This is a genomic window from Stenotrophomonas sp. Steno-Z4, from assembly GCF_056393145.1.
In genome coordinates this window covers 783,317-807,765 of sequence record NZ_JBWJPC010000001.1, presented here as the reverse complement: position 1 = coordinate 807,765, position 24,449 = coordinate 783,317, and the positions used below count along the sequence as shown (strand labels likewise).

At 67.3% G+C, this 24,449-nt stretch carries 27 protein-coding genes; 12 read left to right on the top strand and 15 right to left on the bottom strand.

Features of this window, described 5'->3' with window-relative positions; genetic code table 11:
• The first annotated feature begins 32 nt into the window (after positions 1-32).
• Positions 33-1,397, top strand: coding sequence for a glutamate--cysteine ligase (locus AC06E7_RS03585; protein ID WP_184125583.1), 1,365 nt, complete (start codon positions 33-35; stop codon positions 1,395-1,397).
• A gap of 41 nt (positions 1,398-1,438) precedes the next feature.
• Here AC06E7_RS03585 and AC06E7_RS03580 read toward each other — a convergent pair whose 3' ends face one another.
• Positions 1,439-2,491 (bottom strand): NAD(P)-dependent alcohol dehydrogenase, encoded by a 1,053-nt coding sequence (locus tag AC06E7_RS03580; protein WP_093533557.1) that lies wholly within the window; start codon positions 2,489-2,491, stop codon positions 1,439-1,441.
• A gap of 104 nt (positions 2,492-2,595) precedes the next feature.
• Here AC06E7_RS03580 and AC06E7_RS03575 point away from each other — a divergent pair, with 104 nt between their 5' ends.
• The 3 genes from AC06E7_RS03575 (at position 2,596) to AC06E7_RS03565 (ending at position 4,258) form a co-directional block, all read left to right on the top strand.
• The gene (locus AC06E7_RS03575) at positions 2,596-3,486 is read left to right on the top strand and encodes a LysR family transcriptional regulator (protein ID WP_095362930.1); all 891 of its coding nucleotides are present in this window, start codon (positions 2,596-2,598) and stop codon (positions 3,484-3,486) included.
• Between the two features lie 65 nt (positions 3,487-3,551).
• Positions 3,552-3,953 (top strand): glutaredoxin family protein, encoded by a 402-nt coding sequence (locus AC06E7_RS03570; protein ID WP_478063024.1) that lies wholly within the window; start codon positions 3,552-3,554, stop codon positions 3,951-3,953.
• 110 nt (positions 3,954-4,063) lie between these two features.
• Entirely contained in the window at positions 4,064-4,258 is a 195-nt protein-coding gene (locus AC06E7_RS03565; protein WP_320457984.1) for a hypothetical protein, read from the top strand.
• Between the two features lie 17 nt (positions 4,259-4,275).
• Here the strand turns inward: AC06E7_RS03565 and AC06E7_RS03560 are convergent, their stop codons facing one another.
• From AC06E7_RS03560 to AC06E7_RS03540, 5 genes are read right to left on the bottom strand one after another with little or no spacing between them, the layout of a single operon-like run.
• The gene (locus tag AC06E7_RS03560; RefSeq protein WP_478063022.1) at positions 4,276-5,091 is read right to left on the bottom strand and encodes an SDR family NAD(P)-dependent oxidoreductase; all 816 of its coding nucleotides are present in this window, start codon (positions 5,089-5,091) and stop codon (positions 4,276-4,278) included.
• A gap of 11 nt (positions 5,092-5,102) precedes the next feature.
• The gene (locus tag AC06E7_RS03555; protein ID WP_478063020.1) at positions 5,103-5,660 is read right to left on the bottom strand and encodes a thioredoxin family protein; all 558 of its coding nucleotides are present in this window, start codon (positions 5,658-5,660) and stop codon (positions 5,103-5,105) included.
• An 11-nt stretch (positions 5,661-5,671) separates the two neighbouring features.
• The gene (locus tag AC06E7_RS03550; protein WP_478063019.1) at positions 5,672-6,088 is read right to left on the bottom strand and encodes an organic hydroperoxide resistance protein; all 417 of its coding nucleotides are present in this window, start codon (positions 6,086-6,088) and stop codon (positions 5,672-5,674) included.
• A gap of 33 nt (positions 6,089-6,121) precedes the next feature.
• Complete coding sequence (locus tag AC06E7_RS03545) at positions 6,122-7,177, bottom strand: alpha/beta fold hydrolase (RefSeq protein WP_478063017.1); 1,056 nt, start codon at positions 7,175-7,177, stop codon at positions 6,122-6,124.
• A gap of 18 nt (positions 7,178-7,195) precedes the next feature.
• The gene (locus AC06E7_RS03540; RefSeq protein WP_478063016.1) at positions 7,196-7,936 is read right to left on the bottom strand and encodes an SDR family NAD(P)-dependent oxidoreductase; all 741 of its coding nucleotides are present in this window, start codon (positions 7,934-7,936) and stop codon (positions 7,196-7,198) included.
• Positions 7,937-8,180: 244 nt separating this feature from the next.
• Between AC06E7_RS03540 and AC06E7_RS03535 the strand changes: the two genes are divergently transcribed.
• The 5 genes from AC06E7_RS03535 (at position 8,181) to AC06E7_RS03515 (ending at position 12,967) form a co-directional block, all read left to right on the top strand.
• On the top strand, positions 8,181-8,924 hold the full coding sequence (locus AC06E7_RS03535; protein ID WP_478063015.1) for a response regulator: 744 nt from the start codon (positions 8,181-8,183) through the stop codon (positions 8,922-8,924).
• Positions 8,921-10,285: a sensor histidine kinase gene (locus AC06E7_RS03530; protein ID WP_478063013.1), complete on the top strand. Its 1,365-nt coding sequence runs from the start codon at positions 8,921-8,923 to the stop codon at positions 10,283-10,285. The genes AC06E7_RS03535 and AC06E7_RS03530 overlap by 4 nt, the downstream gene beginning before the upstream one ends.
• Before the next feature lie 37 nt (positions 10,286-10,322).
• Entirely contained in the window at positions 10,323-11,306 is a 984-nt protein-coding gene (locus AC06E7_RS03525; RefSeq protein WP_249833089.1) for a glycoside hydrolase family 43 protein, read from the top strand.
• 62 nt (positions 11,307-11,368) lie between these two features.
• Positions 11,369-11,638, top strand: coding sequence for a DUF2845 domain-containing protein (locus tag AC06E7_RS03520; RefSeq protein ID WP_143584386.1), 270 nt, complete (start codon positions 11,369-11,371; stop codon positions 11,636-11,638).
• Between the two features lie 348 nt (positions 11,639-11,986).
• Positions 11,987-12,967 carry an AraC family transcriptional regulator gene (locus tag AC06E7_RS03515; RefSeq protein ID WP_478063011.1) on the top strand — a complete coding sequence of 327 codons (981 nt, stop codon included), beginning with the start codon at positions 11,987-11,989 and terminating at the stop codon, positions 12,965-12,967.
• A gap of 16 nt (positions 12,968-12,983) precedes the next feature.
• On the opposite strand, the gene AC06E7_RS03510 is transcribed toward AC06E7_RS03515, so the two are convergent.
• The 3 genes from AC06E7_RS03510 to AC06E7_RS03500 all read right to left on the bottom strand — a co-directional run bounded on the left by AC06E7_RS03510 (position 12,984) and on the right by AC06E7_RS03500 (position 17,157).
• Positions 12,984-15,779, bottom strand: a complete 2,796-nt coding sequence (locus AC06E7_RS03510; RefSeq protein WP_478063009.1) for a PAS domain-containing hybrid sensor histidine kinase/response regulator — start codon at positions 15,777-15,779, stop codon at positions 12,984-12,986.
• Positions 15,780-15,887: 108 nt separating this feature from the next.
• Complete coding sequence (locus AC06E7_RS03505) at positions 15,888-16,838, bottom strand: cation diffusion facilitator family transporter (RefSeq protein WP_095362922.1); 951 nt, start codon at positions 16,836-16,838, stop codon at positions 15,888-15,890.
• A 28-nt stretch (positions 16,839-16,866) separates the two neighbouring features.
• A complete protein-coding gene (locus AC06E7_RS03500; protein ID WP_478063007.1) occupies positions 16,867-17,157 on the bottom strand; it encodes a hypothetical protein in 291 nt (96 codons plus the stop codon).
• A 121-nt stretch (positions 17,158-17,278) separates the two neighbouring features.
• Here AC06E7_RS03500 and frmR point away from each other — a divergent pair, with 121 nt between their 5' ends.
• The 3 genes from frmR to fghA are packed head-to-tail and all read left to right on the top strand — an operon-like array spanning position 17,279 to position 19,567.
• Complete coding sequence (frmR, locus tag AC06E7_RS03495) at positions 17,279-17,554, top strand: formaldehyde-responsive transcriptional repressor FrmR (protein WP_068853984.1); 276 nt, start codon at positions 17,279-17,281, stop codon at positions 17,552-17,554.
• Positions 17,555-17,609: 55 nt separating this feature from the next.
• A complete protein-coding gene (locus tag AC06E7_RS03490; RefSeq protein WP_478063005.1) occupies positions 17,610-18,719 on the top strand; it encodes an S-(hydroxymethyl)glutathione dehydrogenase/class III alcohol dehydrogenase in 1,110 nt (369 codons plus the stop codon).
• Between the two features lie 17 nt (positions 18,720-18,736).
• Complete coding sequence (fghA, locus tag AC06E7_RS03485; protein WP_068853982.1) at positions 18,737-19,567, top strand: S-formylglutathione hydrolase; 831 nt, start codon at positions 18,737-18,739, stop codon at positions 19,565-19,567.
• A 3-nt stretch (positions 19,568-19,570) separates the two neighbouring features.
• On the opposite strand, the gene AC06E7_RS03480 is transcribed toward fghA, so the two are convergent.
• The 6 genes from AC06E7_RS03480 to AC06E7_RS03455 form a co-directional block, all read right to left on the bottom strand.
• The gene (locus AC06E7_RS03480) at positions 19,571-20,431 is read right to left on the bottom strand and encodes a PA4780 family RIO1-like protein kinase (RefSeq protein WP_068853981.1); all 861 of its coding nucleotides are present in this window, start codon (positions 20,429-20,431) and stop codon (positions 19,571-19,573) included.
• A 129-nt stretch (positions 20,432-20,560) separates the two neighbouring features.
• Complete coding sequence (locus AC06E7_RS03475; RefSeq protein WP_478063003.1) at positions 20,561-21,232, bottom strand: M23 family metallopeptidase; 672 nt, start codon at positions 21,230-21,232, stop codon at positions 20,561-20,563.
• Positions 21,233-21,238: 6 nt separating this feature from the next.
• Complete coding sequence (locus AC06E7_RS03470; RefSeq protein WP_478063002.1) at positions 21,239-22,204, bottom strand: L,D-transpeptidase family protein; 966 nt, start codon at positions 22,202-22,204, stop codon at positions 21,239-21,241.
• A gap of 121 nt (positions 22,205-22,325) precedes the next feature.
• Positions 22,326-22,661, bottom strand: a complete 336-nt coding sequence (locus AC06E7_RS03465) for a hypothetical protein (RefSeq protein ID WP_478063001.1) — start codon at positions 22,659-22,661, stop codon at positions 22,326-22,328.
• Between the two features lie 80 nt (positions 22,662-22,741).
• Positions 22,742-23,686 carry a DegV family protein gene (locus tag AC06E7_RS03460; protein WP_068853977.1) on the bottom strand — a complete coding sequence of 315 codons (945 nt, stop codon included), beginning with the start codon at positions 23,684-23,686 and terminating at the stop codon, positions 22,742-22,744.
• A gap of 83 nt (positions 23,687-23,769) precedes the next feature.
• Complete coding sequence (locus tag AC06E7_RS03455; RefSeq protein WP_478063000.1) at positions 23,770-24,405, bottom strand: DsbA family protein; 636 nt, start codon at positions 24,403-24,405, stop codon at positions 23,770-23,772.
• Positions 24,406-24,449: the final 44 nt, after the last annotated feature.

The window sequence follows — 24,449 nt, the reverse complement described above, 5'->3', positions numbered from 1 at the left end:
CCGTCCAGTCCAGAATCCCTGCGAGCCTCCCCTTGTCGAGCCCCAGCCACGTCGCCGAGACGCCGATCACCGACCGTAATGAACTGGTCGCCACGTTGGCCTCCGGCGAAAAGCCCAAGGCGCAGTGGCGCATCGGCACCGAACACGAGAAGTTCGGCTTCCGGCTGGACGACCTGCGCCCGCCCACCTTCGATGGCGAGCGCGGCATCGAAGCGCTGCTCACCGGGCTGACCCGCTTCGGCTGGACGCCGGTGCAGGAGAACGAGCGCACCATCGCGCTGCTGCGTGACAACGCGTCGGTGACGCTGGAGCCGGCCGGGCAGCTGGAACTGTCGGGCGCGGCGCTGGAAAGCATCCACCAGACCTGCGTGGAAACCGGCACGCACCTCAACGAGGTGGCGCAGGTGGCGGCGGAGCTGGAGCTGGGCTTCCTCGGCATGGGCTTCCAGCCGAAGTGGACGCGCGAAGAGATGCCGTGGATGCCGAAGGGTCGCTACCGCATCATGCGCGACTACATGCCGAAGGTGGGTTCGCTTGGGCTGGACATGATGACGCGCACCTGCACGGTGCAGGTGAACCTGGATTACGCCACCGAAGCGGACATGGTGAAGAAGTTCCGGGTGTCGCTGGCGCTGCAGCCGATCGCCACGGCGTTGTTCGCCGATTCGCCGTTCACCGAGGGGAAGCCGAACGGTTACCTGAGCTACCGCTCGCACATCTGGACGGATACGGACGCGGACCGTACGGGCATGCTCGACTTCGTGTTCGAGGATGGCTTCGGTTACGAGCGTTACGTGGATTACCTGCTCGATGTGCCGATGTATTTCTCTTACCGCGATGGCGTGTACCACGATGCCAGCGGGCAGAGCTTTCGCGATTTCATGGTGGGCAAGCTGCCGGTGCTGCCGGGCCAGCTGCCGACACTGCGCGACTGGTCGGACCACATGACCACGGCGTTCCCGGAAGTGCGCTTGAAGAAATACCTGGAAATGCGCGGGGCCGACGGTGGCCCGTGGGCGCGGCTGTGTGCGCTGCCGGCGTTCTGGGTAGGGTTGCTGTACGACGATGCGGCGCTGGATGCGGCGTGGGACCTGGTGCGTGACTTCAGCCTGGTGGAGCGCCATGCGCTGCGCGATGGGGTGCCGAAGCATGCGCTGAACCTGCCGTTCCGCGGTGGCACGGTGCGCGACCTGGCGGCCGAGGCGTTGAAGATCGCTGTTGCTGGCCTGAAGCGGCGCGCGGCGCGCAATGCGGACGGCCAGGATGAAAGCCACTTCCTGGACGTGCTGCAGGAGATCGTGGCGTCGGGCATCACGCCGGCCGAGCGCAAGCTGGCGCTGTACCACGGTGAGTGGAACCAGAGCGTGGACCCGGTATTCAAGCAGTTCGCGTACTGAACCCCGAAAAAAACCCCGGCCAGGCCGGGGTTTTTTCTACATCATGCCGCCAACGTTGCCATGTCGATCACGAACCGGTAACGCACATCGTTTTTCGCCATGCGCGCCCAGGCTTCATTGACGGTCTTGATGTCGATCACTTCCACGTCGCTGACGATGTTGTGTTCGGCACAGAAATCCATCATTTCCTGGGTTTCGGCCATGCCGCCGATCGCCGAGCCGGTCACGTGCTTGCGGCCGAAGATCACGCTGGAACCCATCAGTGGCGGGTCCAGCTCGGTGATCACGCCTACCAGGCACATGGTGGCGTCGCGCTTGAGCAGCTGCATGTACGGATTGGTGTCGTGGCTGACCGGGATGGTGTTGAGCAGGAAGTCGAAGCTGTTGGCATGGGCCTTCATCTGTGCCGGATCGCGCGAGACCAGCACTTCGTCGGCGCCCAGGCGCTTGGCATCGGCACCCTTTTCCGGAGTGGTGGTGATCATCACCACGGTGGCGCCCATGGCCTTGGCGAACTTCACGCCCATGTGGCCGAGGCCACCCAGGCCGATCACGCCGACCTTCTGGCCGGGGCCGACCTTCCAGTGGCGCAGGGGGGAGTAGGTGGTGATGCCGGCGCACAGCAGCGGGGCGGCCGCCTTCAGGTCGAGCGTGTCGGCGACCTTCACCACGAAGCGCTGTTCAACCACGATGTGGTCGGAGTAGCCGCCGAAGGTGAGCTGGTCGCTGCCGCGCTCCTTGCTGTTGTAGGTGTAGGTCGGGCCCTTTTCGCAGTACTGCTCCAGGTCGTGGTCGCAGGCGTCGCAATGGCGGCAGGAGTCGACCATGCAGCCGACGCCGGCGAAGTCGCCGACCTTGAAGCGGGTGACGTTGGCGCCGACTTCGGTGACCCGGCCGATGATTTCGTGGCCCGGCACCATCGGGAACTGGGCGCCGCCCCAGTCGTCGCGGGCCTGGTGCAGGTCGGAGTGGCAGATGCCGCTGTAGAGGATCTGGATGCGGACATCGTCGGCACCGACCGGGCGGCGCTCGAAGGAGAACGGCACCAGCGGCGCAGTCTGGTCATGCACGGCATAGCCATGGGCAAGGGACATGGAGATATCCTGGGATTTATGGAAAGGCGCTTTACAATACGCCCGCTTTCCATGGGTATACAGTCAATATATCGGCATGATTCATCAAGGCAGACTGCACAATCGTGGCTACTGACAACCTGACCCACCTGGCCGCGTTCGCCGCAGTAGCCCGCCACCGCAGCTTCCGCCGTGCCGGGGCGGAACTGGCGCTGTCGACCTCGGCGGTGAGCTACGCCATCCGCGCGCTGGAAGAGCGGCTGGGGGTGGGTCTGTTCCACCGCACTACCCGCAGCGTGGCGCTGACCGAGGCCGGGCAGCGGCTGCTTGATCGCCTGCAGCCGGCGCTGGGCCAGGTGCATGACGCGCTGGAGGAGATGAACCACTTCCGTGCGGCGCCGGCCGGCCTGCTGCGCATCAATGCCACCCGCGCGGCGGTGCATACCGAGCTGGGCCCGCGCCTGGCGCATTACCTGCGCGCGCACCCCGATGTACGGCTGGAGGTGGCGCAGGACGATGGCCTGGTGGATATCGTGGCCGAGGGCTACGACGCGGGGGTGCGGCTGCATGAGTTCGTGCCCGAAGACATGGTGGCGGTGCCGCTGGGGCCGCCGCTGCGCGGGCTGATCGTGGCATCGCCGGCCTACCTGCAGGGCCGGGCGGTGCCACTGCACCCGCGCGAGCTGGCGGAGCATGAGTGCGTGCGCTTCCGCTTTGCCAGCGGCCATCTGTACAAGTGGCAGTTCGAGCGCGATGGACAGACGCTCGACATCGATGTGCCGGGCCGGCTCACGCTCGGGGATCAGCACACGATCCTGCAGGCGGTGCTGGACGGCCTGGGCCTGGCCTACGTGCTGGAGGATGCGGCGCGCCCGTACCTGGACGACGGCCGGCTGGTGGCGGTGCTGGAAGACTGGAGCGAACCGTTCGCCGGCTGGGTGCTGTACTACCCACGCCAACGGCAGATGTCCTCGGCATTGCGCGCGTTCGTGGATATGCTGCGCGAGCGCGATTGAGGGACGCGCGGGCGGCGTGCTAGCGTCGCCTGCATTGCATGGGGACACGGATGTCGATGAACCGCATGATCGTACTCTTGATCATTCTGGGCCTTGCCGGCGGCCTGCTGCACGCCAGAAAGACCTTCTTCCCGTCGCGCGCGGAACGGGCGCGCGCAGCAGAGGTGATGCCGGTATCGGTATCGGTCCCGCCCGCGCAGACCGTGCGCGGCCCGGCGGTGGACGTCTACGGTCGCGATGGCTGTGGCTACACCCGGCGCATGCTGGCCGACCTGCAGGCAGCCAACGTGCCAGTGCGCTACTACGATATCGACCTGCCTGCCGTGGAAGCGCAGTTCCATTCGCGCTTCAAGCATGAAGGCATCATGCGCGATGGCGGTTACGAGCTGCCGGTGGTGGCAGTGGCCGACCAGTCGTTGGCCCGGCCGGAACCGGCATCGGTCATCTACCGCTTTCGCTCGCGTTGAACGCAATCCTGCTCGGCGGCTGCTGATCCCTTCGCAGCCATTGCCAGGGAATCGTAGAGCCAGGCCCTGCCTGGCTGCCACGCCTTTCCGCCGACGTGGGCTACTTCACCGTGAGCGTCGACGACATCGACGGCGATATCTATTTCGGTCGCGCCGGTGTGGAATGGTTCCCCTGGGAGCGCACCGGCTTCACCCTCGACTACACCTACACCCGGATCGAGGCAGACGCCGACAAGGACAGCTTCAGCGGCAACGTCGACTTCAAGGACGCAGGCCTGCGGCTTGGATTCGTGTATCGGTTCTGAGGCGGCCGCGGCGGTCACTACTGCGCGAAGTCGGTTGATTCACTCAGTGCACGCCAACGGTCGCGCTCGGCCAATCGCGCGGCATCGGCCGCACTGATCGCAGCGAACGCGTCGCTGCCAAGTGCCAGCCTCAGTGGCGGCGCATCCAGGGACGCCAAGGCGAGCAGGACCTGCGCTGCACGGGCGGGGTCACCTGGCTGCTGTCCGTCGTAGGCGCGTTGTCGGCGGGCGGCGGCGCCCACCACGGCATCGTAGTCTGCGCGACCTTCCTCCAGGGACGTCGATGGACCGGCAAAGTCTGTGCGGAATCCGCCCGGCTCGACCAGCGTGACATGCACGCCGATCAGCACCATCTCCAGTGCCAGGGATTCAGAAAATCCCTCTACTGCCCACTTGGCGGCCGAGTAAGCGGCACGTCCTGGCGCGCCAAGGCGCCCGCCCACCGACGACAGCTGCAGGATCCGACCGCTATGCTGGGCGCGCATGACCGGGATGGCGGCTTTGGTCAGGATGATGGTACCGAACAGGTTGGTCTCGATCTGTGCGCGGAAAGCGTCCAACGAGGTGTCTTCCACCGAGTTCACGTCACCGTAGCCAGCGTTGTTCACCAGCACGTCCAGTCCACCGAAGGCCTTCACTGCCGTCTCCACGGCCAGCTGCGCGGCTACTGGATCGGTCACATCCAGCGCCACCGTCCGCACCGTCTCCGGAAAACGCGCGGTCAGGTCGTGCAACGAATCAGGGTTGCGCGCGGTGGCGACCAGCCGATTGCCCGCCGCCAGTAGCGCTTCGGCCAAGGCGCGGCCAAGGCCACGTGAGCTGCCGGTGATCAACCAGGTGGATGTCATGGCGAATGCTCCGTTGAGGCGAGGAGTTTGCGGATATGCGCTTCGGTGGCCGCGTAATCGCCTTCGCCGAAATGCCGGTACACGATGCGACCTTCCTGGTCGATCAGGTACAGCGCCGGCCAGTACTGGTTTCCGTACGCGCGCCAGGTCTCGTAGGCGTTGTCCTGCGCTACCGGCCAGGTGACACCGAGCCGCTTCACTGCCGCTTCCACGTTGCGCGGCAGCTTTTCATAGCCGAACTCGGGGGTGTGCACGCCGATCACGGTCAACCCCCGGCTGGCGTAGGTGTCATGCCACCGCCTCACGTGCGGCATCACGTTGAGGCAGTTGATGCAGGAGTAGGTCCAGAACTCCACCAGCACCACCTTGCCGCGCAGCTGCTGCAGCGATTGCGGCGGGCCGTTGAGCCAGTGCTCGATGCCGGTGAACTCCGGCGCCTGCGGCGCCGGCATGTTGGGGCTGGGCGGGACCGGGTCGGCCGCTGCGCCCGGCGTACAGGCGCTGGCGGAGATGCACGCGGCCAGCAGGGTGATGATCGGGCGAAGCATGCGCATGGTCTTTCTCCTCAGGCGATCGAGAGCTGCACGTCGATGTTGCCGCGCGTGGCCTTGGAGTACGGGCAGGTGCGGTGCGCAGCCTCCACCAGTGCCGTGGCCTGCGCGCGGTCCATGCCGGGCACGCTGACAAGCAGCCGTGCCTGCAGCTGGTAATCCTCGCCGACCATGCCGAGGTCCACTTCGGCGTCAACGGCGGTGTCGGCGGGCAGGGTCAGGTTCAAGCTGCGCGCGGCCTTGGCCATCGCGCCCTGGAAGCAGGCTGACCAGCCGGCCGCGAACAGCTGCTCGGGATTGGTGCCCGGCTTGCCGCTTCCCGGCGGGGACAGCGCGATATCCAGTTGGCCGTCGTCGCTGTACGCGCGTCCGGCGCGACCGCCGACGGTGTGGGTCTTGCCGGTGTACAGAACCTTGTCGATTGCATTCATGGGGATTGCCTCGGTATGGATGAAGGGGGCGGATCAGAGTGCAGCGGCGTCGATCACCGCCTGGACGAAGGCCTGCGGTGCTTCCTGCGGCGGGTTGTGGCCCACGCCGCCCTGCAGCAGGCGATGCTCATAAGGCCCGGTGAACTTGGCGGCATAGGCCTCGGCCTTGGGGTGCGGCGCGCCATTGGCATCGCCCTCCAGGGTGATGGTCGGCACGCCGATGCTCGGCGCCTGCGCCAGCCGCTGCTCCAGCGCGGCGTACTTCGGTTCACCGTCGGCCAGGCCCAGGCGCCAGCGGTAGTTGTGCACCACGATGGCCACGTGGTCGGGGTTGTCGAGCGCGGCGGCACTGCGCGCGAACGTGGCATCGTCGAAGCGCCACTGCGGCGAGGCCAGCTGCCAGATCTGGCGGGCGAAGTCGTGCGTGTAGCGTGCGTAACCGGCCTCGCCGCGATCGGTGGCGAAGTAGAACTGGTACCACCACTGCAGTTCGGCCTGCGGCGGCAACGGCGCCTTCCCTGCCTCCTGGCTGCCGATGAGATAGCCGCTGACCGAGACCAGCGACTTGACCCGTTCCGGCCACAGCGCGGCAACGATGTCCGCCGAGCGTGCGCCCCAGTCGAAGCCGGCCAGGTTGGCGCGCGGGATGTGCAGGGCATCAAGCAGGTTCAGCACATCGGAAGCAAGCGCCGCCGGTTCACCATTGCGCGGCGTCTGCGCCGACAGGAAGCGGGTGCTGCCATAGCCACGCAGGTGCGGCACGATCACCCGGTAACCCTTGGCCGCCAGCTGCGGCGCGACCTCGGCATAGGCATTGATGTCATAGGGCCAGCCGTGCAGCAGTACGACCACCTCGCCGTCGGCCGGGCCCAGCTCGGCGTAGGCCACGTCCAGGTCGCCAGCGACGACATGCTTGTTCGCCTGCAGCGGGGGCGGCGCGTGTGCGACGGCCACCGTCGGCGCAGGGACGGGCAGGGCAGGTGATGCGATGGCGGATGCAGAGGCCGCCAGGGCCATCGCCATGCCCAGCAGGGAGGCGCCGAACGACCGCGGCGAATGGGACAGCGGGAAAGAAGAAGGGGTGTGCATGGTGCTCTCCGTTGACGTTCAGATGGCCCAGCCGCCATCGATGGTCAGGCTGGAACCGGTCATGTAGGCCGCTTCATGGCCGGCAAGCCAGGCGGTGAGTCCTGCGACTTCATCGGGCTGGCCGACCCGGCCAAGCGGGTTGCGCTGCACCAGCTGGTCGACGAAATCGGCGGTGATGTCGGTGGCGATCGGTCCGGGCTGGATGTTGTTGATCGTGATCCGGCGCGGCGCCAGGTCCAGCGCCAGTTCGCGCACCAGCGTGGCCACGGCGGACTTGGTCATCGCATAGACGCTGCTGCCGACCGCACCGCTGCGCACGGCGGTGTTACTGCCGATGGTGATCAGGCGACCGCCATCGTTCATGGCAGCGGCGGCGGCCTGCACGGCGAGGAACACGCCACGCACGTTCACGGCCAGCATCCGGTCCAGCAGGTCGGTGGGAAAGTCGGCCAGCGGGCTGCCCTGGTAGATGCCGGCATTGACCACCGCCACCTGCAGCGGGCCAAAGGTGTCCACTGCTTGTTTGACCGCTGACGCGATGGCCTGCGCATCGGCGCTGTCAGCCTGCAGGGCCATGGCCTGGCCGCCGTCGGCCTGGATCGAGGCGACCACCGCGGCGGCTTTCTCGGGCTGGGAGACGAAGGTCAGCGCCACGGGATGACCCTCACGGGCCAGCCGCCTGGCAATGGCGGCACCAATGCCACGGGAGCCGCCGAAGACCAGCGCGGTGTTGGAACGGGGGGAGCCGGTGGCATTCATGCAGATGTCCTCGGGATAGGCGGCCAGCGGAGGAGCCGCCGGCGTTGGAGGCCATTCAACGCCTGCCCCGTATCCGGCAGGTGTCGGCGAACCCGGAGATTTGTCGCCTTTCCGCACCACGGCGGCGGTTGATACACAGTCATACAAATGGATGTCCCCGCCGGCCCGCAGCACCGCGCCGGCGGCGATACCATGCGTCCACGGGCCCGCAGCGGGTCGCCGATGGCCACCACGCGGAGCAGGCATGAGCACCCACACCGACCACATTCTGGTTGTCGATGACGACGCCGATATCCGCCAGCTGGTCGGCGACTACCTGCGCCGCAAGGGCCTGCGCGTGAGCCAGGCGGCCGACGGGCGCGAGATGCGCGTCACGCTGGAGACCAGTGACGTGGACCTGATCGTGCTGGACGTGATGATGCCGGGCGAGGACGGGCTGTCGCTGTGCCGCAACCTTTGTGCCGGCAAGCACCGCGCCGTACCCGTGGTGATGCTGACTGCGCGCGATGATGAAACCGACCGCATCATCGGCCTGGAAATGGGCGCCGACGATTACGTGGTCAAGCCGTTCTCCTCGCGCGAGCTGCTGGCGCGCATCACTGCGGTGATCCGGCGCGCGCGCATGCTGCCCCCGAACCTGCAGGTGAGCGAGGCCGCACGGTTGATCCGCTTTGGCAGCTGGCGGCTGGATACCAGTGCGCGGCACCTGCTGGATGAGGCCGGCACGGTCTATCCACTCAGTGGCGGCGAGTTCCGCCTGCTGCGGGTGTTCATCGACCATCCGCAGCGCGTGCTCAGCCGCGACCAGCTGCTCAACCTGACCCAGGGCCGCGACGCCGAACTGTTCGACCGCTCCATCGACCTGCTGGTCAGCCGCCTGCGCCAGCGCCTGGGCGATGGTGCGCGCGAACAGACCTTCATCAAGACCGTGCGCAGCGAAGGCTATGTGTTCAGCCAGCCGGTCGTGCTGCTCGACGAGGACGCATGAGCGCCCCCGCGCATCGCCGTAGGTTCTCCTGGTTGCCGCGCACGCTGGGTACCCGCCTGTTGCTGATCCTGGCCGCCGGCATGCTGCTCGCGCACGGCCTGTCGTTCGCGCTGCTGTTCCACGAGCGCGCCACCGCTACCCGCGCGATGATGTTGAGCAACATGGAGGACGACGTGCCGCTCAGCGTGGCGCTGCTCGAGCATCTTTCACCGGCCGAACGCACGTCATGGCTGCCGCAGCTGGAACGGCGCACTTACCGCTATCTGCTGCGCCCCGCCCAGCCGGGCAGCGCGCTGGCCAGCGACCGCGCGCGCCAGGTGGCCGGGCTGATCGATGATTCGCTGGCGCATCGCTACGCATTGCGGCCGCGCGCGGTCTCCGCCTCGCCGGAGCGATACGAAGTGGAGCTGACCTTGGCCGACGGCCAGCCGTTGACCATCGAAGTCACCCCGTCGCTGCTTCCGATCGCGCGCTGGCTGCCGTGGGTGCTCGCCGCGCAGGTGCTGGTGTTGCTGGGCTGCGTGTGGCTGGCGGTGCGCCTGGCCACACGCCCGCTGGTACGGCTGGCCGAAGCCGCCGACCGCCTGGACGTGGCCGGGCAGGGCGATGCGATCAGCGAACAGGGACCGCAAGAAGTGGAGGCCGCGGCACGCGCGCTGAACGCGCTGCAATCGCGCGTGGCCGCCCACGTCAGCGAACGCATGCAGATACTGGCGGCGATCTCGCACGACCTGCAGACGCCGATCACCCGGCTGCGCCTGCGCATCGAATCGCTGGACGAAACGCCCGCGCAGGAGCGCCTGCTGGGCGATGTGACCCAGCTCAGCCAGCTGGTGCGCGAGGGCATCGATTACGCGCGCAGCGCAACTGTCAGCATGGGCACTCCCGTGCAGCTCGACCTGCCCGCGTTCCTCGACAGCGTGGTGGGCGACTACGAGGAGGTGGGCAAACCGGTGCGGCGCGTGGCCGGTGCGCAGGCCACGCTGCCGACCCATCCGCAGGTCCTGCGGCGGGTGGTGCAGAACCTGATCGACAACGCGCTGGCGTACGCCGGCAGCGCCGACGTGGGCCTGACCGTAGGCGCGCACGGCGAGGTGAGCATTGATGTGATGGACCGTGGGCCGGGCATTCCCGAGGCGTCGCTTGCGGCGGTGCTGCAGCCCTTCCATCGGCTGGAGCCTTCGCGCGGCCGCGCCAGTGGCGGCACCGGGCTGGGCCTGGCCATCGCCGACCAGCTGGCCCGGGCGCTGGGGGGGCGGTTGATCCTGGCCAATCGGGAGGATGGCGGGCTGCGCGCAACCTTGGAGCTGCGCCGGGAAAATGCTGCACTGCGCACAAAGCCGGCGCTTGAATCGATCTAAACTGGCCCCTCGATGATCTGGCATGGGAGGGCAGGGCATGGGGTTTCGCAGCACGATGATGGTGGCCGCAGCACTGGCGGCAGCAGTTTCATTTGGCGCGGTGGCCGCGCCGATGTCCGGCAACCCGATCCTGCCGGGCTGGTATGCCGATCCTGAGGCGGCGGTGTTCGGCAAGACCTATTGGATCTTCCCGACCAGCTCGCGACCGTATGCCGAGCAGACCGCGTTCGACGCGTTTTCCTCGCCCGACTTGGTGCAGTGGACCCGGCATCCGGGTGTGCTGAAGATCGAGGCGGTGTCCTGGGCAAAAGAAGCATTGTGGGCCCCGTCGGTGGTGGAGAAGGACGGAAAGTACTATTTCTTCTTCTCCGCCAACGACATCAAGAACGACAGCGAAGTGGGCGGCATCGGCGTGGCCGTGGCCGACCGGCCCGAAGGCCCGTACCGCGACCTGCTGGGCAAGCCGCTGATCGGTTCGTTCCACAACGGAGCGCAGCCCATCGACCAGTTCGTGTTCAAGGACGACGACGGCACCTGGTACATGCTCTACGGTGGCTGGAAGCACGCCAACATCGTGCGGTTGAAGGACGATTTCACCGGCATCGTGCCGCTGTCCGACGGCACGCTGTACAAGGAGATCACCCCCGCGCCGGAATATGTCGAGGGCTCGCTGATGTTCAAGCGCGGCGGCCGCTATTACTACATGTGGTCCGAGGGCGGTTGGGGCGAGCCTGACTATTCGGTGGCCTACGCCATTGCCGACGCGCCCACCGGGCCGTTCAAGCGGATCGGCCGGATCCTGCAGCAGGACCCGGCGGTCGCCACCAGCGCTGGCCACCACTCGCTCATCCATGCGCCTGACGATGACAGCTGGTACATCGTCTACCACCGCCGCCCGCTGGGCCGGACCGGCCGCAATGAACGGGCCACCGCCATCGATCGCATGGAGTTCGATGCGCAGGGGCATATCCTGCCCGTGAAGATGACCCACGAAGGCGTGCCGGCGCATCCTTTGCCCTGACGCGGTTTATGGCAAAGTTGCGCCATGGCTTACCCGCCATGGCTACAAGGAGAGCAGGGATGATGAACAGGAGCGTATGGGTGCTGGCGCTGTGCCTGATGGCCGGCGCGGCGATGGCTGACAGTGTCCGGTTCGGCAACAATCTGGTGAATTCGGGCGACAACGCAGGCCGGGTCGTCCAGGTGGCCGGCAAGCCGGACCGGGTCATCCAGGAAGAAAGTGACCAGGGCGGGAACCTGGGCGAGCGCTGGGAGTATTACCAGTCGCGCAAGACCGTCCAGATTGTTTTCCGGGACGGCCGGGTCACTGCCATCCGGGAAATCTTCAACTGACCACGCCGGCGGCGGACCATTTGTCCGCCAATGCGTTGCGCACCCCCGTGATGTGCCATGCTTCCTCCTTCCAACAGGGAGCATGCCGTCATGGCCAAGGGTCTGGACAAGCAGAAAGAGCAGAAGAAGAAACCTGCCAAGACTGCGAAGGAAAAGAAGGCGGAAAAAAACGAGAAGAAGAGCACGCGCGGTTTCGCACCGACCTGATCCCTTCCGTTCGCTTCACCGCTTTCACAACGTAGGGGCTCTACCCCCGGCAGTACAAATACCGGTCGTGCAACCGTGCAAGTTCGGTTTCGCGGCCGGCGTTGCCGACGCATCCTGTCCCACCGGAACCGGGTAACTCCGATGCCGTTGCTGAGCTTCACCGACTTCGAGGCCTACGCAGACGCGCTCGCCGGCGTGGACGGCCTGATGCGCGTGACCGGACCGGTGGGCCGTGCATGGACGCTGGACATCCTGGACGCCGGTGAGGTCACCGCGATGCTCGGCGTGGACGGCGCCCCGGCGCTGTACAACGGGCTGAGCCAGCCCGGTCGATACGTGGTCCACATCTCGCTGCCCGGCAGCGATGCGTTCATGCAGGGGAGCGCGACGGCCGATGACCAGTTCGTCTGGTTCGCACCGGGTGTGGAGGTGCACGGCTTTACCCGCAGGCAATCACAGTTCCTCGCGCTGGACCTGGACGCCGCTGCGGTGGTGCAGCGTGCGCGCGAAGTGGCCGGACTGTTCGACGACCATATCGATCGTACCTACGCGGTGAATGTCGGCCGTGCCGGGATGGCACCGATCATCACCCTGGTCACCCGCGCACTGGCGATCCACCGGCAGAGCCCCAGCGTGTTCGATGAGCCCAGTGTGCGCCGCTCGTTCAGTGGCCAGGTGATCCACGCACTGCTGCGCTGCATGGTGCTGGCCAATCCCGAAGCCGTGCGGCGCACGCGCGGTCGCCCGACCTTGCCGCGCAACGAGATCATCCGCCTCAGCCTGGACCACATCCACAAGAGCATCCGGGGGGAAGCGGTGATCGGTGACCTGGTGCTGAGCGCGGGCACCTCGCAGCGTTCGTTGAGCCGCGCGTTCGATGAAGTGTTCGGCATGGGGCCGCACCAGTACTTCATGCTGGAACGGCTGCACGTGATCCGCAAGGCGCTGCGCGAGGCTACCCCGGGCGACACCGTCACCTCGGTGTGCGCACGTTACGGGGTGTGGGACCAGGGGCGCTTTGCCGGCATGTACCACCGCACGTTCGGCCTGCATCCGTCGATGGAGCTGGCGGCGGCGCTGGAGTCATGGCGGGCCAATACAACCGCCAGGGACAAACGCTGAGGCGCCGCGCCGCGGCCTAGCGTGTCTCGGCCAGTACCGCGCGCACGCGCGAGGCCAGGGTATCCACGTTGAACGGCTTGCCGATCAGCTGTACGCCCGGGGCGATCACCCCATCGCGCTCCAACGCGTTGCGGCTGTAGCCAGTGGTGAACAGCACCTTGAGATCCGGTCGGCGACGCAGGGCCTCGTCGGCCAGCTCGCGTCCGTTGACCTCCGGCATCACCACATCGGTGAAAAGCAGCGCGATGTCCGCATGCTGGTCAAGCAACACCAGCGCCGCGGCCGCGCCATCGGCGGCCAGCACGTCATAGCCCAATGCAGTGAGCGCTTCCACCGAGAACTGCCGCACGGTCGGCTCGTCTTCCACCACCAGGATCAGCTCGCGGCTGCCTGCGGGCATCCGAAGCCCGGCCGGTGCCGCAGGCGCCACCGGCGCCACCTCGGCCACCAGTCGGGGCAGGTAGAGTTTCACCGTGGTTCCCCGGCCGATTTCCGAGCACAGCTTCACGTGGCCGGCCGACTGTTTGACGAACCCATAGACCTGCGACAGCCCCAGCCCGGTGCCCTGACCGACCTGCTTGGTGGTGAAGAACGGATCGAAGGCCTTGGCCACCACCTCGGGTGACATGCCGCAGCCGTTGTCGGCCACGGTGATGAGGATGTACTCGCCACGGGGCACCCCGGGGTGCTGCTCGGCGTTGCCGGCGTCGATCGTGCAGTTGGACGTCTCCACTGCCAGCCGCCCGCCACCGGGCATGGCGTCGCGCGCGTTGACCGCCAGGTTGAGGATGACGTTCTCCAGCTGGTTGGCGTCGGCGAAGGCCAGCCACAGGTCGGCGGCCAGCAGGGTTTCCAGCCGGATCGTGCCGCCGAGCGAGTGCACGAACAGGTCGGACATGCCCGACACCAGCCGGTTGGCATCCACCGGCACCGGCTGCAGCGGCTGCTGGCGGGAAAACGCGAGCAGGCGCTGGGTAAGCTGGGCGGCGCGGTTGGCGCCATCGATGGCCATGTCGATGTAACGGCTGACCAGCGGGTCGCTCTCGCCCAGGCGCAGCGACAGCAGGTCCAGCGGTCCGATCACGGACGCGAGCATGTTGTTGAAATCGTGCGCGATACCGCCGGTGAGCTGGCCTACCGCTTCCATCTTCTGGCTCTGCCGGAGCGCATCCTCGACCCGGGTGCGCTCGGCGACTTCCTCTGCCACCCGGATCTCAAGGTGCTCATTGAGTTCCTTCAGGCGGGCCTCGGCGGCTTTGCGCGCGGTGACCTCGATCGCCACGCCGACCACGCGCACGCAGCGGTCGCCCTCGAAGTGGCCACGGCCCTTCGCCGCGACCCAGCGCACCACGCCGTCCTCCTTGCCGATGGTGCGGTATTCCACATCGTAAAGCGCGCGTTGCGCAGGATCGGCGGCGGCGGCGAAGGCGGCGCTGGTGGCCTCGCGGTCGAGCGGATGCAGGCCGTTGTAGAAATCGTCCAGGCGCACCGCAACATCGGGTGAGATGCCGAACATCGCCTTGGTGCGCGGCGGCCAGATCAGCACGTCGTGCACCAGGTCCACGTCCCAGAAGCCCATGTCACCGGCCTCGGTGGCGAAGCGCAGCCGTTCCTCGCTTTCGGCCAGGGCGGCTTCGGCTGCCTTGCGCCCGGACAGGTCGAGCATCGCGCCGATCATGCGCACCGGCTCGCCCGCCGTGCCGAGCAGCACCGCGCCGCGGTCCAGCACGTCCGCGTAGCTGCCATCGGCGCGGCGGAAGCGGTACTCGCCGTACCAGATCGTGCCGCCGCCGTCGATCACGGTGTGGATGTCGGCATCAATGCGCGGGCGGTCGTCGGGATGGATGTGGTCGAGCCACCACTGCGCGTCGGTTTCCATCCGGTCGTGGCCGAACAGGTCGGCCAGCGCCTCGTTCCAGACCACCTGGCCATCGGCCATGCGCCAATCCCAGATCGCATCGTTGGTGGCGCGTGCCGCCAACCGGTAGCGCTCTTCGATCTCCCGGTGACGTGCTTCGGCGGCCTTGCGCTCGGTGATGTCCAGCGAGGTGCCGATCAGCCCCACCACGTTGCCGTCGGCATCGCGCAGGGGGGCCTTGGTCGAGAGCCAGTAGGCGCGACGGCCGTCGGGGAAGCTGATGTCCTCCTCCAGCTGCTGGGACTGGCCGGTGGCCATGATGCGTTCATCGGTGGCCATCACGGCAGCGGCCTGCACCGGGTCGTTGAGCAGTTCCGCATCGGTGCGCCCGACGTACTGCTCCGGCGGCAGCCCGATCAGCTCGGTCGTGCCGTGGTTGCCCATCAACAGCCGGCCCTGGCGGTCCTTGGCGTAGACCACGCCGGGGGCCGCGTCCAGGAAGGAGCGCAGCAACGTCTGCGCCTGGTCGCGCTCGGTCTCGATCAGGCGGCGTTCGTCGATATCGATCAGCACGCCCTGGAACCCGGTGGCGCGCCCCTGCGCATCCAGGTCGACCCGGCCGATGGCCTCGATCCATCGGTACTCGCCGTCGGCATTGCGCGCGCGGTACTGGTGCGCATAACGCCCGCCGCGCATGAGCGCATCGCTGATGGCCGCTGCCAGCTCCGCATGATCGTCAGGGTGTACGGCGGACAGCACCTGCTCCAGGCGCAGCTCGCGATGCGATGAGCCCGGCTCCAGCCCGAATGCGTGGGTCAGCGCGTCGTCCACGGTCAGCCGGTCGTGGGCCACGTCCCAGAACCACGTGCCGACGATGGCGCCGGCGGCAAGCGCCATCTTCACCCGCTCGGTGTCGCGCCCGCTGTGCTTGTCGGTGGGATCGGTAACGTTCAAAGGGCTCTCGCGGGCGAAATGGGGCGTGCGCAGGCCGGGTAGATTATCTGATCGCGTGTAGCGACCATGAAGACGGACCCGGCGCGGCCGGCGCGCGAGCTGAAGGCTTCATCCCGGGTCGCCCAACGCCGCGCGCCGCGCGTGGTACACCTCCGGCGTCTGGGGCTTGACGAACAGCGCCACCAGCTCCGGGTACTCCTGTTTGACCGCGCGTTCGATACGCGTGATGCACGCCTCGATCTGCGGGGTGGTGCGGTCGTCCTCGAATTCGGCGCTCAGCATCGCCACCACCTGGTCCGGGCCCATCTGCATGGTGGTCACCCCGTTGGCGTTGCGCAGGTCCGCATCGGTGTTGGCCACGGCCATGATGCGCTGTGCCACGTGCGGGTGGGCCGGCTCGCCGACCAGCAGCCCCTTGGTCTCGCGCGCCAGCAGGAACGCGGTGGCGGCCAGGACGCCGGCAATGCACAGCGAGGCCACGCCGTCGAGGACCGGCATGTCGAGCCATTGCGCCGCGGCCAGGCCGATGGCGGCGAACGCCAGGCCGAGCAACGCGGCGCTGTCTTCCAGCAACACGGTGAAGGTGGTGGGGTCCTTGCTGCGCCGGAAGGCTTCGAAATAGCCCTGCGACCCCTTGGTCGCGCGGAATTCGCGCAGCGCCACCCACCAGGAAACGCCCTCGAACACGAACGAGATACCCAGCACCACGTAGCTCACCGTGTGGTTGGTGGCCGGTTCCGGGTGGCGGATGTGCTGGATGCCCTCGTAGGCCGAAACCCCCGCACCGGCGGCGAACACCAGCAGCGCCACGATGAAGCTCCAGAAGTACAGCTCACGGCCATAGCCGAACGGGTGCAGGGTGTCGGGCTTCTTGTCGGCGCGGTGCAGGCCGTACAGCAGCAGGAGTTCATTGGTGGTGTCGACCAGCGAGTGCACGCCCTCGCTGAGCATCGCCGAACTGCCGGAAAGCCCGGCCGCGACGAACTTGGCGATGGCGATGCACAGGTTGCCGACCAGCGCGGCGTAGACAACAAGACGGGAGCCGGACGGCTTGGCCATGGCGTGCCTTCCGAGTGCAGGGCGCCGCTCAGAAGCGGATGGTGACCATCGGTGCCCTGCGGCGCATGGCGCTGTCGCGCAGCACCGGTGCCGGGGCGGTACTGGCATCGAGTCGTGCGTGGCTGATGGCCTGGTGCGAGCCGCACTGTTCGCAGCGGAACAGCGCGCCACCGGGCAGGTGGATCAGCTGGCTGGATCCGCAGGAGGAGGTCGTACCGCAATTGCAGTCAACGGTCAGCGACAGGATCCGCTCGACACTGCCGGACGCGGCGTAGTTGGCTTCGAAGGAGCGGACAACGAAGGAGGGGGCGTCGGGCATCGTCGGTCCGGGTGGGGTGGGGTTGGAACGAGCATCCATGGACGGCCGTGACGGCCTCGTGCAGCACCCGGATTCGATCTGTGTATACTATCCCCCAGTATAGTTCTCTGGTCGCGCTGCCGTGCCGCATTCCCCGGAAGAAAAGAAGAAGGTCCTGGCCCGGGTGCGGCGCATCCGCGGCCAGTGCGATGCGCTGGACCGCGCGCTGGAAGCCGGCGCCGAGTGCGGCCCGGTGCTGCAGCAGATCGCCGCCATCCGTGGCGCCGTCAACGGGCTGATGTCCGAGGTGATGGAAGCCCACCTGCGCGAAGAATTCGGCCAGCCGGCGCAGTCCGATGCGCAGCGTGCCGAGCGCGTGCGCGACATGAGCGCGCTGATCCGTTCCTACCTGAAGTAAGCGCGCGTCCTGCCGCGCGCTGTCCCGCCCTGTCATCTGTCCTGGAGCCCTCCCCATGAAATCCCGTGCTGCCGTTGCCTTCGCCGCTGGCGAACCGCTGAAGATCGTCGAAATCGACGTTGCCCCGCCGCAGAAGGGCGAAGTGCTGGTGCGCATCACCCACACCGGGGTCTGCCACACCGATGCCTTCACCCTGTCCGGCGATGATCCGGAGGGCCTGTTCCCGGCCGTGCTGGGCCATGAAGGCGCCGGCATCGTGGTGGAAGTGGGCGAGGGCGTGACCAGCGTCAAGCCGGGCGACCACGTCATTCCGCTGTACACCGCCGAATGTGGTGAGTGCCTGTTCTGTACCTCGGGCAAGACCAACCTGTGCGTGGCCGTGCGCGCCACCCAGGGCAAGGGCGTGATGCCCGATGGCACCACCCGCTTCTCCTACAACGGCCAGCCGATCTACCACTACATGGGCTGCTCGACCTTCAGTGAGTACACCGTGGTGGCCGAAGTCTCGCTGGCGAAGATCAACCCGGAGGCCAACCCGGAACACGTGTGCCTGCTGGGCTGCGGCGTCACCACCGGCATCGGCGCGGTCCACAACACCGCCAAGGTGCAGGAAGGCGATTCGGTGGCCGTGTTCGGGCTGGGCGGCATTGGCCTGGCAGTGATCCAGGGCGCGCGCCAGGCCAAGGCCGGCCGCATCTTCGCCATCGATACCAACCCGTCCAAGTTCGAGCTGGCCAAGCAGTTCGGCGCCACCGACTGCATCAACCCGAAGGACTTCGACAAGCCGATCCAGCAGGTCATCGTGGAAATGACGACCTGGGGCGTGGACCACACCTTCGAATGCATCGGCAACGTCAACGTGATGCGTGCGGCGCTGGAATGCGCGCACCGTGGCTGGGGCCAGTCGGTGATCATCGGTGTGGCCGGCTCGGGCCAGGAAATCTCCACCCGCCCGTTCCAGCTGGTCACCGGCCGCTCGTGGAAGGGCACTGCCTTCGGTGGCGTCAAGGGTCGCAGCCAGCTGCCGGGCATGGTTGAAGATGCGATGAGGGGCGATATCGAACTGGCGCCGTTCGTCACCCACACCATGGGCCTGGAAGCGATCAACGAAGCCTTCGACCTGATGCATGAAGGCAAGTCGATCCGCTCGGTCGTCCACTACTGATCACGGCGGGAATGCCCATGGAACGCATCGAACACCGCGCCGCCTTCGGCGGTTGGCAGGACGTGTACCAGCACCGCTCGGCGGTGCTCAACTGCGAAATGAAGGTGGCCGTGTACCTGCCGCCGCAGGCGGCCACGCAGAAGCTGCCGGTGCTGTATTGGCTGAGCGGGCTGACCTGTACCGAGCAGAACTTCATCACCAAGGCCGGCGCGCAGCGATATGCGGCGGAACATGGCGTGATCCTGGTTGCGCCCGATACCAGCCCGCGCGGCGATGATGTGGCCGATGCCGAGGGCTACGACCTGGGCAAGGGCGCGGGGTTCTACCTCAATGCCACCGAGCAGCCCTGGGCGGCGCACTACCGCATGCACGACTACATCGTCGACGAGCTGCCGGCGCTGATCGAGGCGCACCTGCCGGCCACCGGCGTGCGCAGCATCAGCGGGCATTCGATGGGCGGGCATGGCGCGCTGGTGATCGCGCTGCGCAATCCGGGGCGCTACCGCAGCGTCTCGGCGTTCTCGCCGATCGTGGCCCCGACCCGGGTGCCGTGGGGGCAGAAGGCCTTCGGCGCGTACCTGGGCGAGGATCGCAGCGGCTGGACGCAGTGGGATGCCAGCGAACTGGTGGCCACGGCCGCCGAAAAGCTGCCGCTGCTGGTCGACCAGGGCGCAGGCGATGAGTTCCTGGACAGCCAGCTGCAGCCGCAGTGGCTGCAGGCTGCGTGCACCGCGGCAGGGCATCCGCTGCAACTGCGGATGCAGCCGGGGTATGACCACAGCTACTACTTCATCGGTACGTTCATTGGCGAGCACATCGCGTATCACGCCAAGGCGTTGTACGCCTGACGCTTACGCGTCTTCTTCTTCCGCCGCTTCGCGGCCCTGCTGGCGGATCAGCGCTTCTTCGCGCGCATCGTTGATGGCGTGGCGGACGCTGTCCAGGTCGATGGTGGATTCGTCGTGGACGAATTCACCGGTCAGCGGGCTGTCCGGCAGCAGGTCACCGGCCTCGAACAACGCCCACATCTCTTCGCCGTACCAGGTGTCCAGCAGCTCCGGGGCCGAGCGCCCCAGGTAGGCGGTGAGGTTGTTGACGTCGCGCAGCAGCATGCTGCGCGCGGCGTTGTTGCCCCCGGCGCTCACCACCTGCGGGAAGTCGATCACCACCGGGCCATCGGGGCCTACCAGCACGTTGTACGGCGACAGATCGCCGTGGATCAGGCCGCAGCACAGCATCAGGACCACCTGGCGCACCAGGATCCGGTGGAACTCACGGGCCTGGTCCGGCTCCAGTTCGACCTCGCCCAAGCGCGCGGCGGAGAAGCCTTCGGCATCGGTCACCAGTTCCATCACCAGCACGCCGTGGAAGTACCCATGCGGCTCGGGCACGCGCACGCCGGCATCGCGCAGCTGGTACAGCGCATCGACCTCGGTGTTCTTCCAGGCGGTTTCCTGCTGCTTGCGGCCGTACTTGCTGGCCTTGCCCACCGCGCGCGCCTCGCGGCTGCCCCGCACCTTGCGGCCTTCCTGGTACTGCACGCGCTGCTGGAAGCTGCGCTGGGCCATGTCCTTGTATACCTTGGCGCAGCGCACGTCGTCGCCGCTGCGTACGACGTACACGGCCGCTTCCTTGCCGCTCTTGAGCGGGCGCAGTACTTCGTCGATCACGCCGTCTTCGATCAGCGCCTGCAGGCTTTCGGGGGTCTTCACGTAATCTCGGTCAGGAGGGCGGCGCCAACGCGCCAACCGGCAAGGGAGGGCCGGCGATTCTCGCACCTTCGCGGCGGCCGGGCCAATTGCGCACCCCATCCCGGTTCAGCCACGCCGGCCGGGCAGGGCTCAGGGCAGGGCCTGCTCACCGCGCAGCACCGGGTAAGGATTGAGCGACTCGCCCTTCCACCACTGCTTCTCCGGGCCCAACCGGTGGATCTCGAAGTGCAGGTGGGGGGCGTCCGGGCTGGCGTTGCCGGTATGCCCGACATAGCCGATCACGTCGCCGCGCTTGACCGCCTGCTTCTCGGCCAGCCCGTCGGCGTAGCGCTGCAGGTGGGCGTAGTAGTAGCAGTAGGTGCCGCCCGGCTCGAACTGGTACACGGTCAGCCCGCCGCGTTCGCTGTCGAACAGCTTCTCGATGGTGCCATCGGCCACCGCCAGCACCGGCGTGCCCTCGGCGGCCAGGATATCGATGGCATCGTGCACCCGGCCCTGGCTGCGCGCATCGGTAAAGGTGTCCTGCAGCTGCGCGGCCGTGATCCCCTGCACCGGCAACAGCAGCCCCGACGGGGTTGCGGCAGTGCCTGGCCCTGCCTGGGTGCCTTCAGCAGGTGCGACCAGATCCGCCCTGGGTGCGCCAGTCCCTGTCTGGCGGCTTTCAGCCACGGGCGCCGCTGCCACCGGCGCGGCCACCACCTGCGCCGCAGCCGCCTTCTCCGGGACATCATTCCCGGACGCCAGCAACCACCACCCGGCCACGCCAATCACCACACCCAGTGCCAGCAATCGCGTCAGCATCGTCGTTTACTCCTGCATCACCACGGGCACCGAGGCGTCCACCGCATCGGCCACCTGCAGCGCGTCCCAGTTGGTCATCCGCACGCAGCCGTGCGATTCGGTCTTGCCCACGTGGCCCGGTTCGGGGGTGCCATGCAGGCCGTAATGCGGTTTGGAAATATCGATCCAGACCGGCCCCACCGGATTGTTCGGGCCGGGCGGCAGGGTGGCCTTGCGGTCGCCGGCCTTGGCATCCCAGAACAGCTTGGGGTTGTAGTGGAACGGCGGATCGCGGGAGATGCCCAGGATCTTCCATTCGCCGATCGGCAGCGGGTCGTGCTGGCTGCCCGACGACACCGGGAACTGCGCGTACACCTTGCCCTGCGCGTCATACAGGCGCAGCGTCGAATCGGACTTGTCGATGACCAGCTTGGCCGCCTTCGGCAGCGCAGCAGGAGCGATGTTCGGCACCTGGATCGTGCTGCCGGCCTTGCCCAGGTCCACGCCCGGGTTGAGCGCCTGCAGCAGCTTGGGATCGGCATGGAAGCGCTCGCCGAGTGCCTCGCCTACCGAGGTGAAGCCCATTGCCTTGAGCTTGGCCTGCTCGGCAGGCTGCTTCGGAATCGGCTGGAAGGGGCCCGCCACGTCTTCGGCGGCGAGGGTATAGCTGACCAAAGGCGGCGTGCTGTCCGGCTGCAGCGCCTGCCAGGTGGCGTCGTCCAGCTCGCCGGTCACCTTCAGGCCACGTGCGGCCTGGAAACCGGCCACCGCGCGCTTCTGGTTGGAGCCCACCATGCCGTCGATCTGTCCCGGCGAAAAGTGCGCCCGGTCCAGCAGCACCTGCGCATGCAGGTCCGAGCGCGGGCCGGTGGCCACGGCGCCGTCTTCAGCGATGGGCGCGGGCAGGGTAGCCGGTGTCTGTGCCAGTGCCGGGGTTGCGGCGGCCAGGGCAAGGGCAAGCAGGGAAGCGGAAGCAGGCAGGCGCAGCGGCATCGAATACTCCAGGGCAGGTTCAACCCCACCATGCCGGAGCGCGCTGCACAGGCCCTGTGAAATGCCTGACGGGCAGCTGACCGGCAACGCGATGTGGTGGCGTCGCCGGTCGGGTCGGTTTTTACCGGACGTCGCGCAGTTCCCAGTGGTGGCCGGCGAGCAGGCGCAGCCGCTCCTTCAGCACATCGCTGTTGATGGTGGTGCTGACCACCAGGTTGATGCGCAGGTCCTTCTGCTCACCCGTCACGGTCGCATTCGGGTCGGTTGCACCCCACTGCGGCTCGACGGCATCGGGATCCGGCTGCTTGGAGCGCCAGCGGTCGAACAGGCCGGTGGTGCGCAGCGCGGCCTGCAGCTCCTCGGCGAAACCGCCGGCGCTCTGCGAACGGAAAGAAAGATCGGGATCGTTGCCGTGTGCCTTGGAAGGGTCCGGCAGGCTGATGAAATACTGCGACATGGTGGTCTCCGTTGAATGCGCCAAGGCTGGCAGATGCACGGTGGAATCGGTGTGCAGAAACCGGCCGCTCGTCCGCTGGCTCAAGCGCTGAAGGTGTGCGGTTCGTCGGCAAAACCAATCGTGACCGCGCCCTTGCCCACGTTGACCATGCCGGTCAGGCTCATCACCGATTCGTACACGTCCACCCCGTGCGCCTTGCAGGTCTCGCGCAGGCTGGCATAGCCCGGCAGCGCCTGCAGGTCGGCCAGTTCGCCGCCATAGCTCACGCACACCGTGGGCGTCATCAGGCCGCCCTTGACCCGCTGGCCGACGAAGTCGAACAGCTTCTGCACCGCATTGTCGAAGCCCTTGATCTTGGCCACCGGGCCGGTGGTGCCGCGGTAGCCGTGCAGCACCGGCTTGATGTCCAGCGCGCTGCCCAGCGCCGCGCTGATCAGTCCCACGCTGCGGTCGCCCTTGTGGCGGGCGCGGGCGCGCATGTAATACAGGTCGCGGGTGACCATGTACCCGTGCACGTTCAAGGCCAGCTGCTCCAGCCGCTCGCGGATCTGCTGCACGCCGGCGCCGCTGTCGCGCAGGCGCACCGCTTCCACTGCAGTCACGCCCTGCGCGGCGAACAGGTTCTGGGTGTCCAGCACGCGCAGCGCGAACGGCGAGTTGTGACCCGCCGCCTGGCGCACCGGCTTGTAGTCGTTGAGGATGGCGAAGCTGGCCTGCATCGCGTTGTCGTGGATCGGGCTGCGGGTCTTGGTGATCGTCATGCAGAACACATGGTCGTAATCGATCACCAGCTTGCCCAGGAACAGATCACGGATCTGCACCACGCTGAAGGGAATGGTTTCGGCCTCGGCGCCATGCTCGGCCACGTGGGCGTGCAGGAAACTCAGGGTGGCCTGTTCGTCGCGGTGGTCGGCCAGCACGGCCTCGCCAATCCGGACGGTGATGGGCAGCAGCACGATGTTGTGCTGCTGGATGAAGTCCTGCGGTAGATCACAGGCAGAGTCGACCACGATTCCGATGCGCATCCTGTTTGCCCCCTCCAGGCAGGGTGTCCGTTCGAAAGTGTGAAAGCTATCTCAAATCGCGTCCGGCTGCCTGACCACGCCGGTCAGCTTGGCCGGCTGCGCTCCACCGCCACCGGCAGCGTGTCGATCCGCTGCCATTCCGGCTGCTGCAGCAGACCGGGATCGGCCAGCACCGCGGCCATCAGCGCGTGGCTTTCGTTGCCCCAGAACAGCTCGCCATCGATGGACAGGGTGGGGACCCCGAACACACCGGCAGCGATGGCCGCCTCGGTGTTCTGGCGCAGCTGTTCCTTGACCGACGGCGCCGAGACGGCGACCACGACGTCGCGCACGTCCAGCATTGCCGCCGGCAGCGCCAAGGCCTGTGGCGTATCGGCCGCGCGGCCGTCGCGCCAGATCCAGTTGAACAGGATGTCCACCGACGCCGGCGTGGCGTCCGCCGCCAGGCACAGGCGCAGGGCCGCCAGCGGGTTGAACGGGTGGCCGGGCGGGAAGCGCAGCGGCACGCCCTGCTGCTGCGCCTGCCACAGCACCTGGCGGTAGGTGAAGCGACGCTTGGCCGGGATTTCGGCCGGGCCCAGGTTGCCCAGGTGGTGCAGCACCGCGCCCAGCGCGATCGGCACCGGGGTGATGCGCTCGAACTGCGGCAGCGTTTTCAGCTGCTGCCAGTGCAGGTAGGCGAACGGTGAGACGAAATCGAAGTACCAGCGCAGGGTCATGACGTTCCTTGGCGGTGCAGCCAGGCAGGGCCTGGCTCTACGGG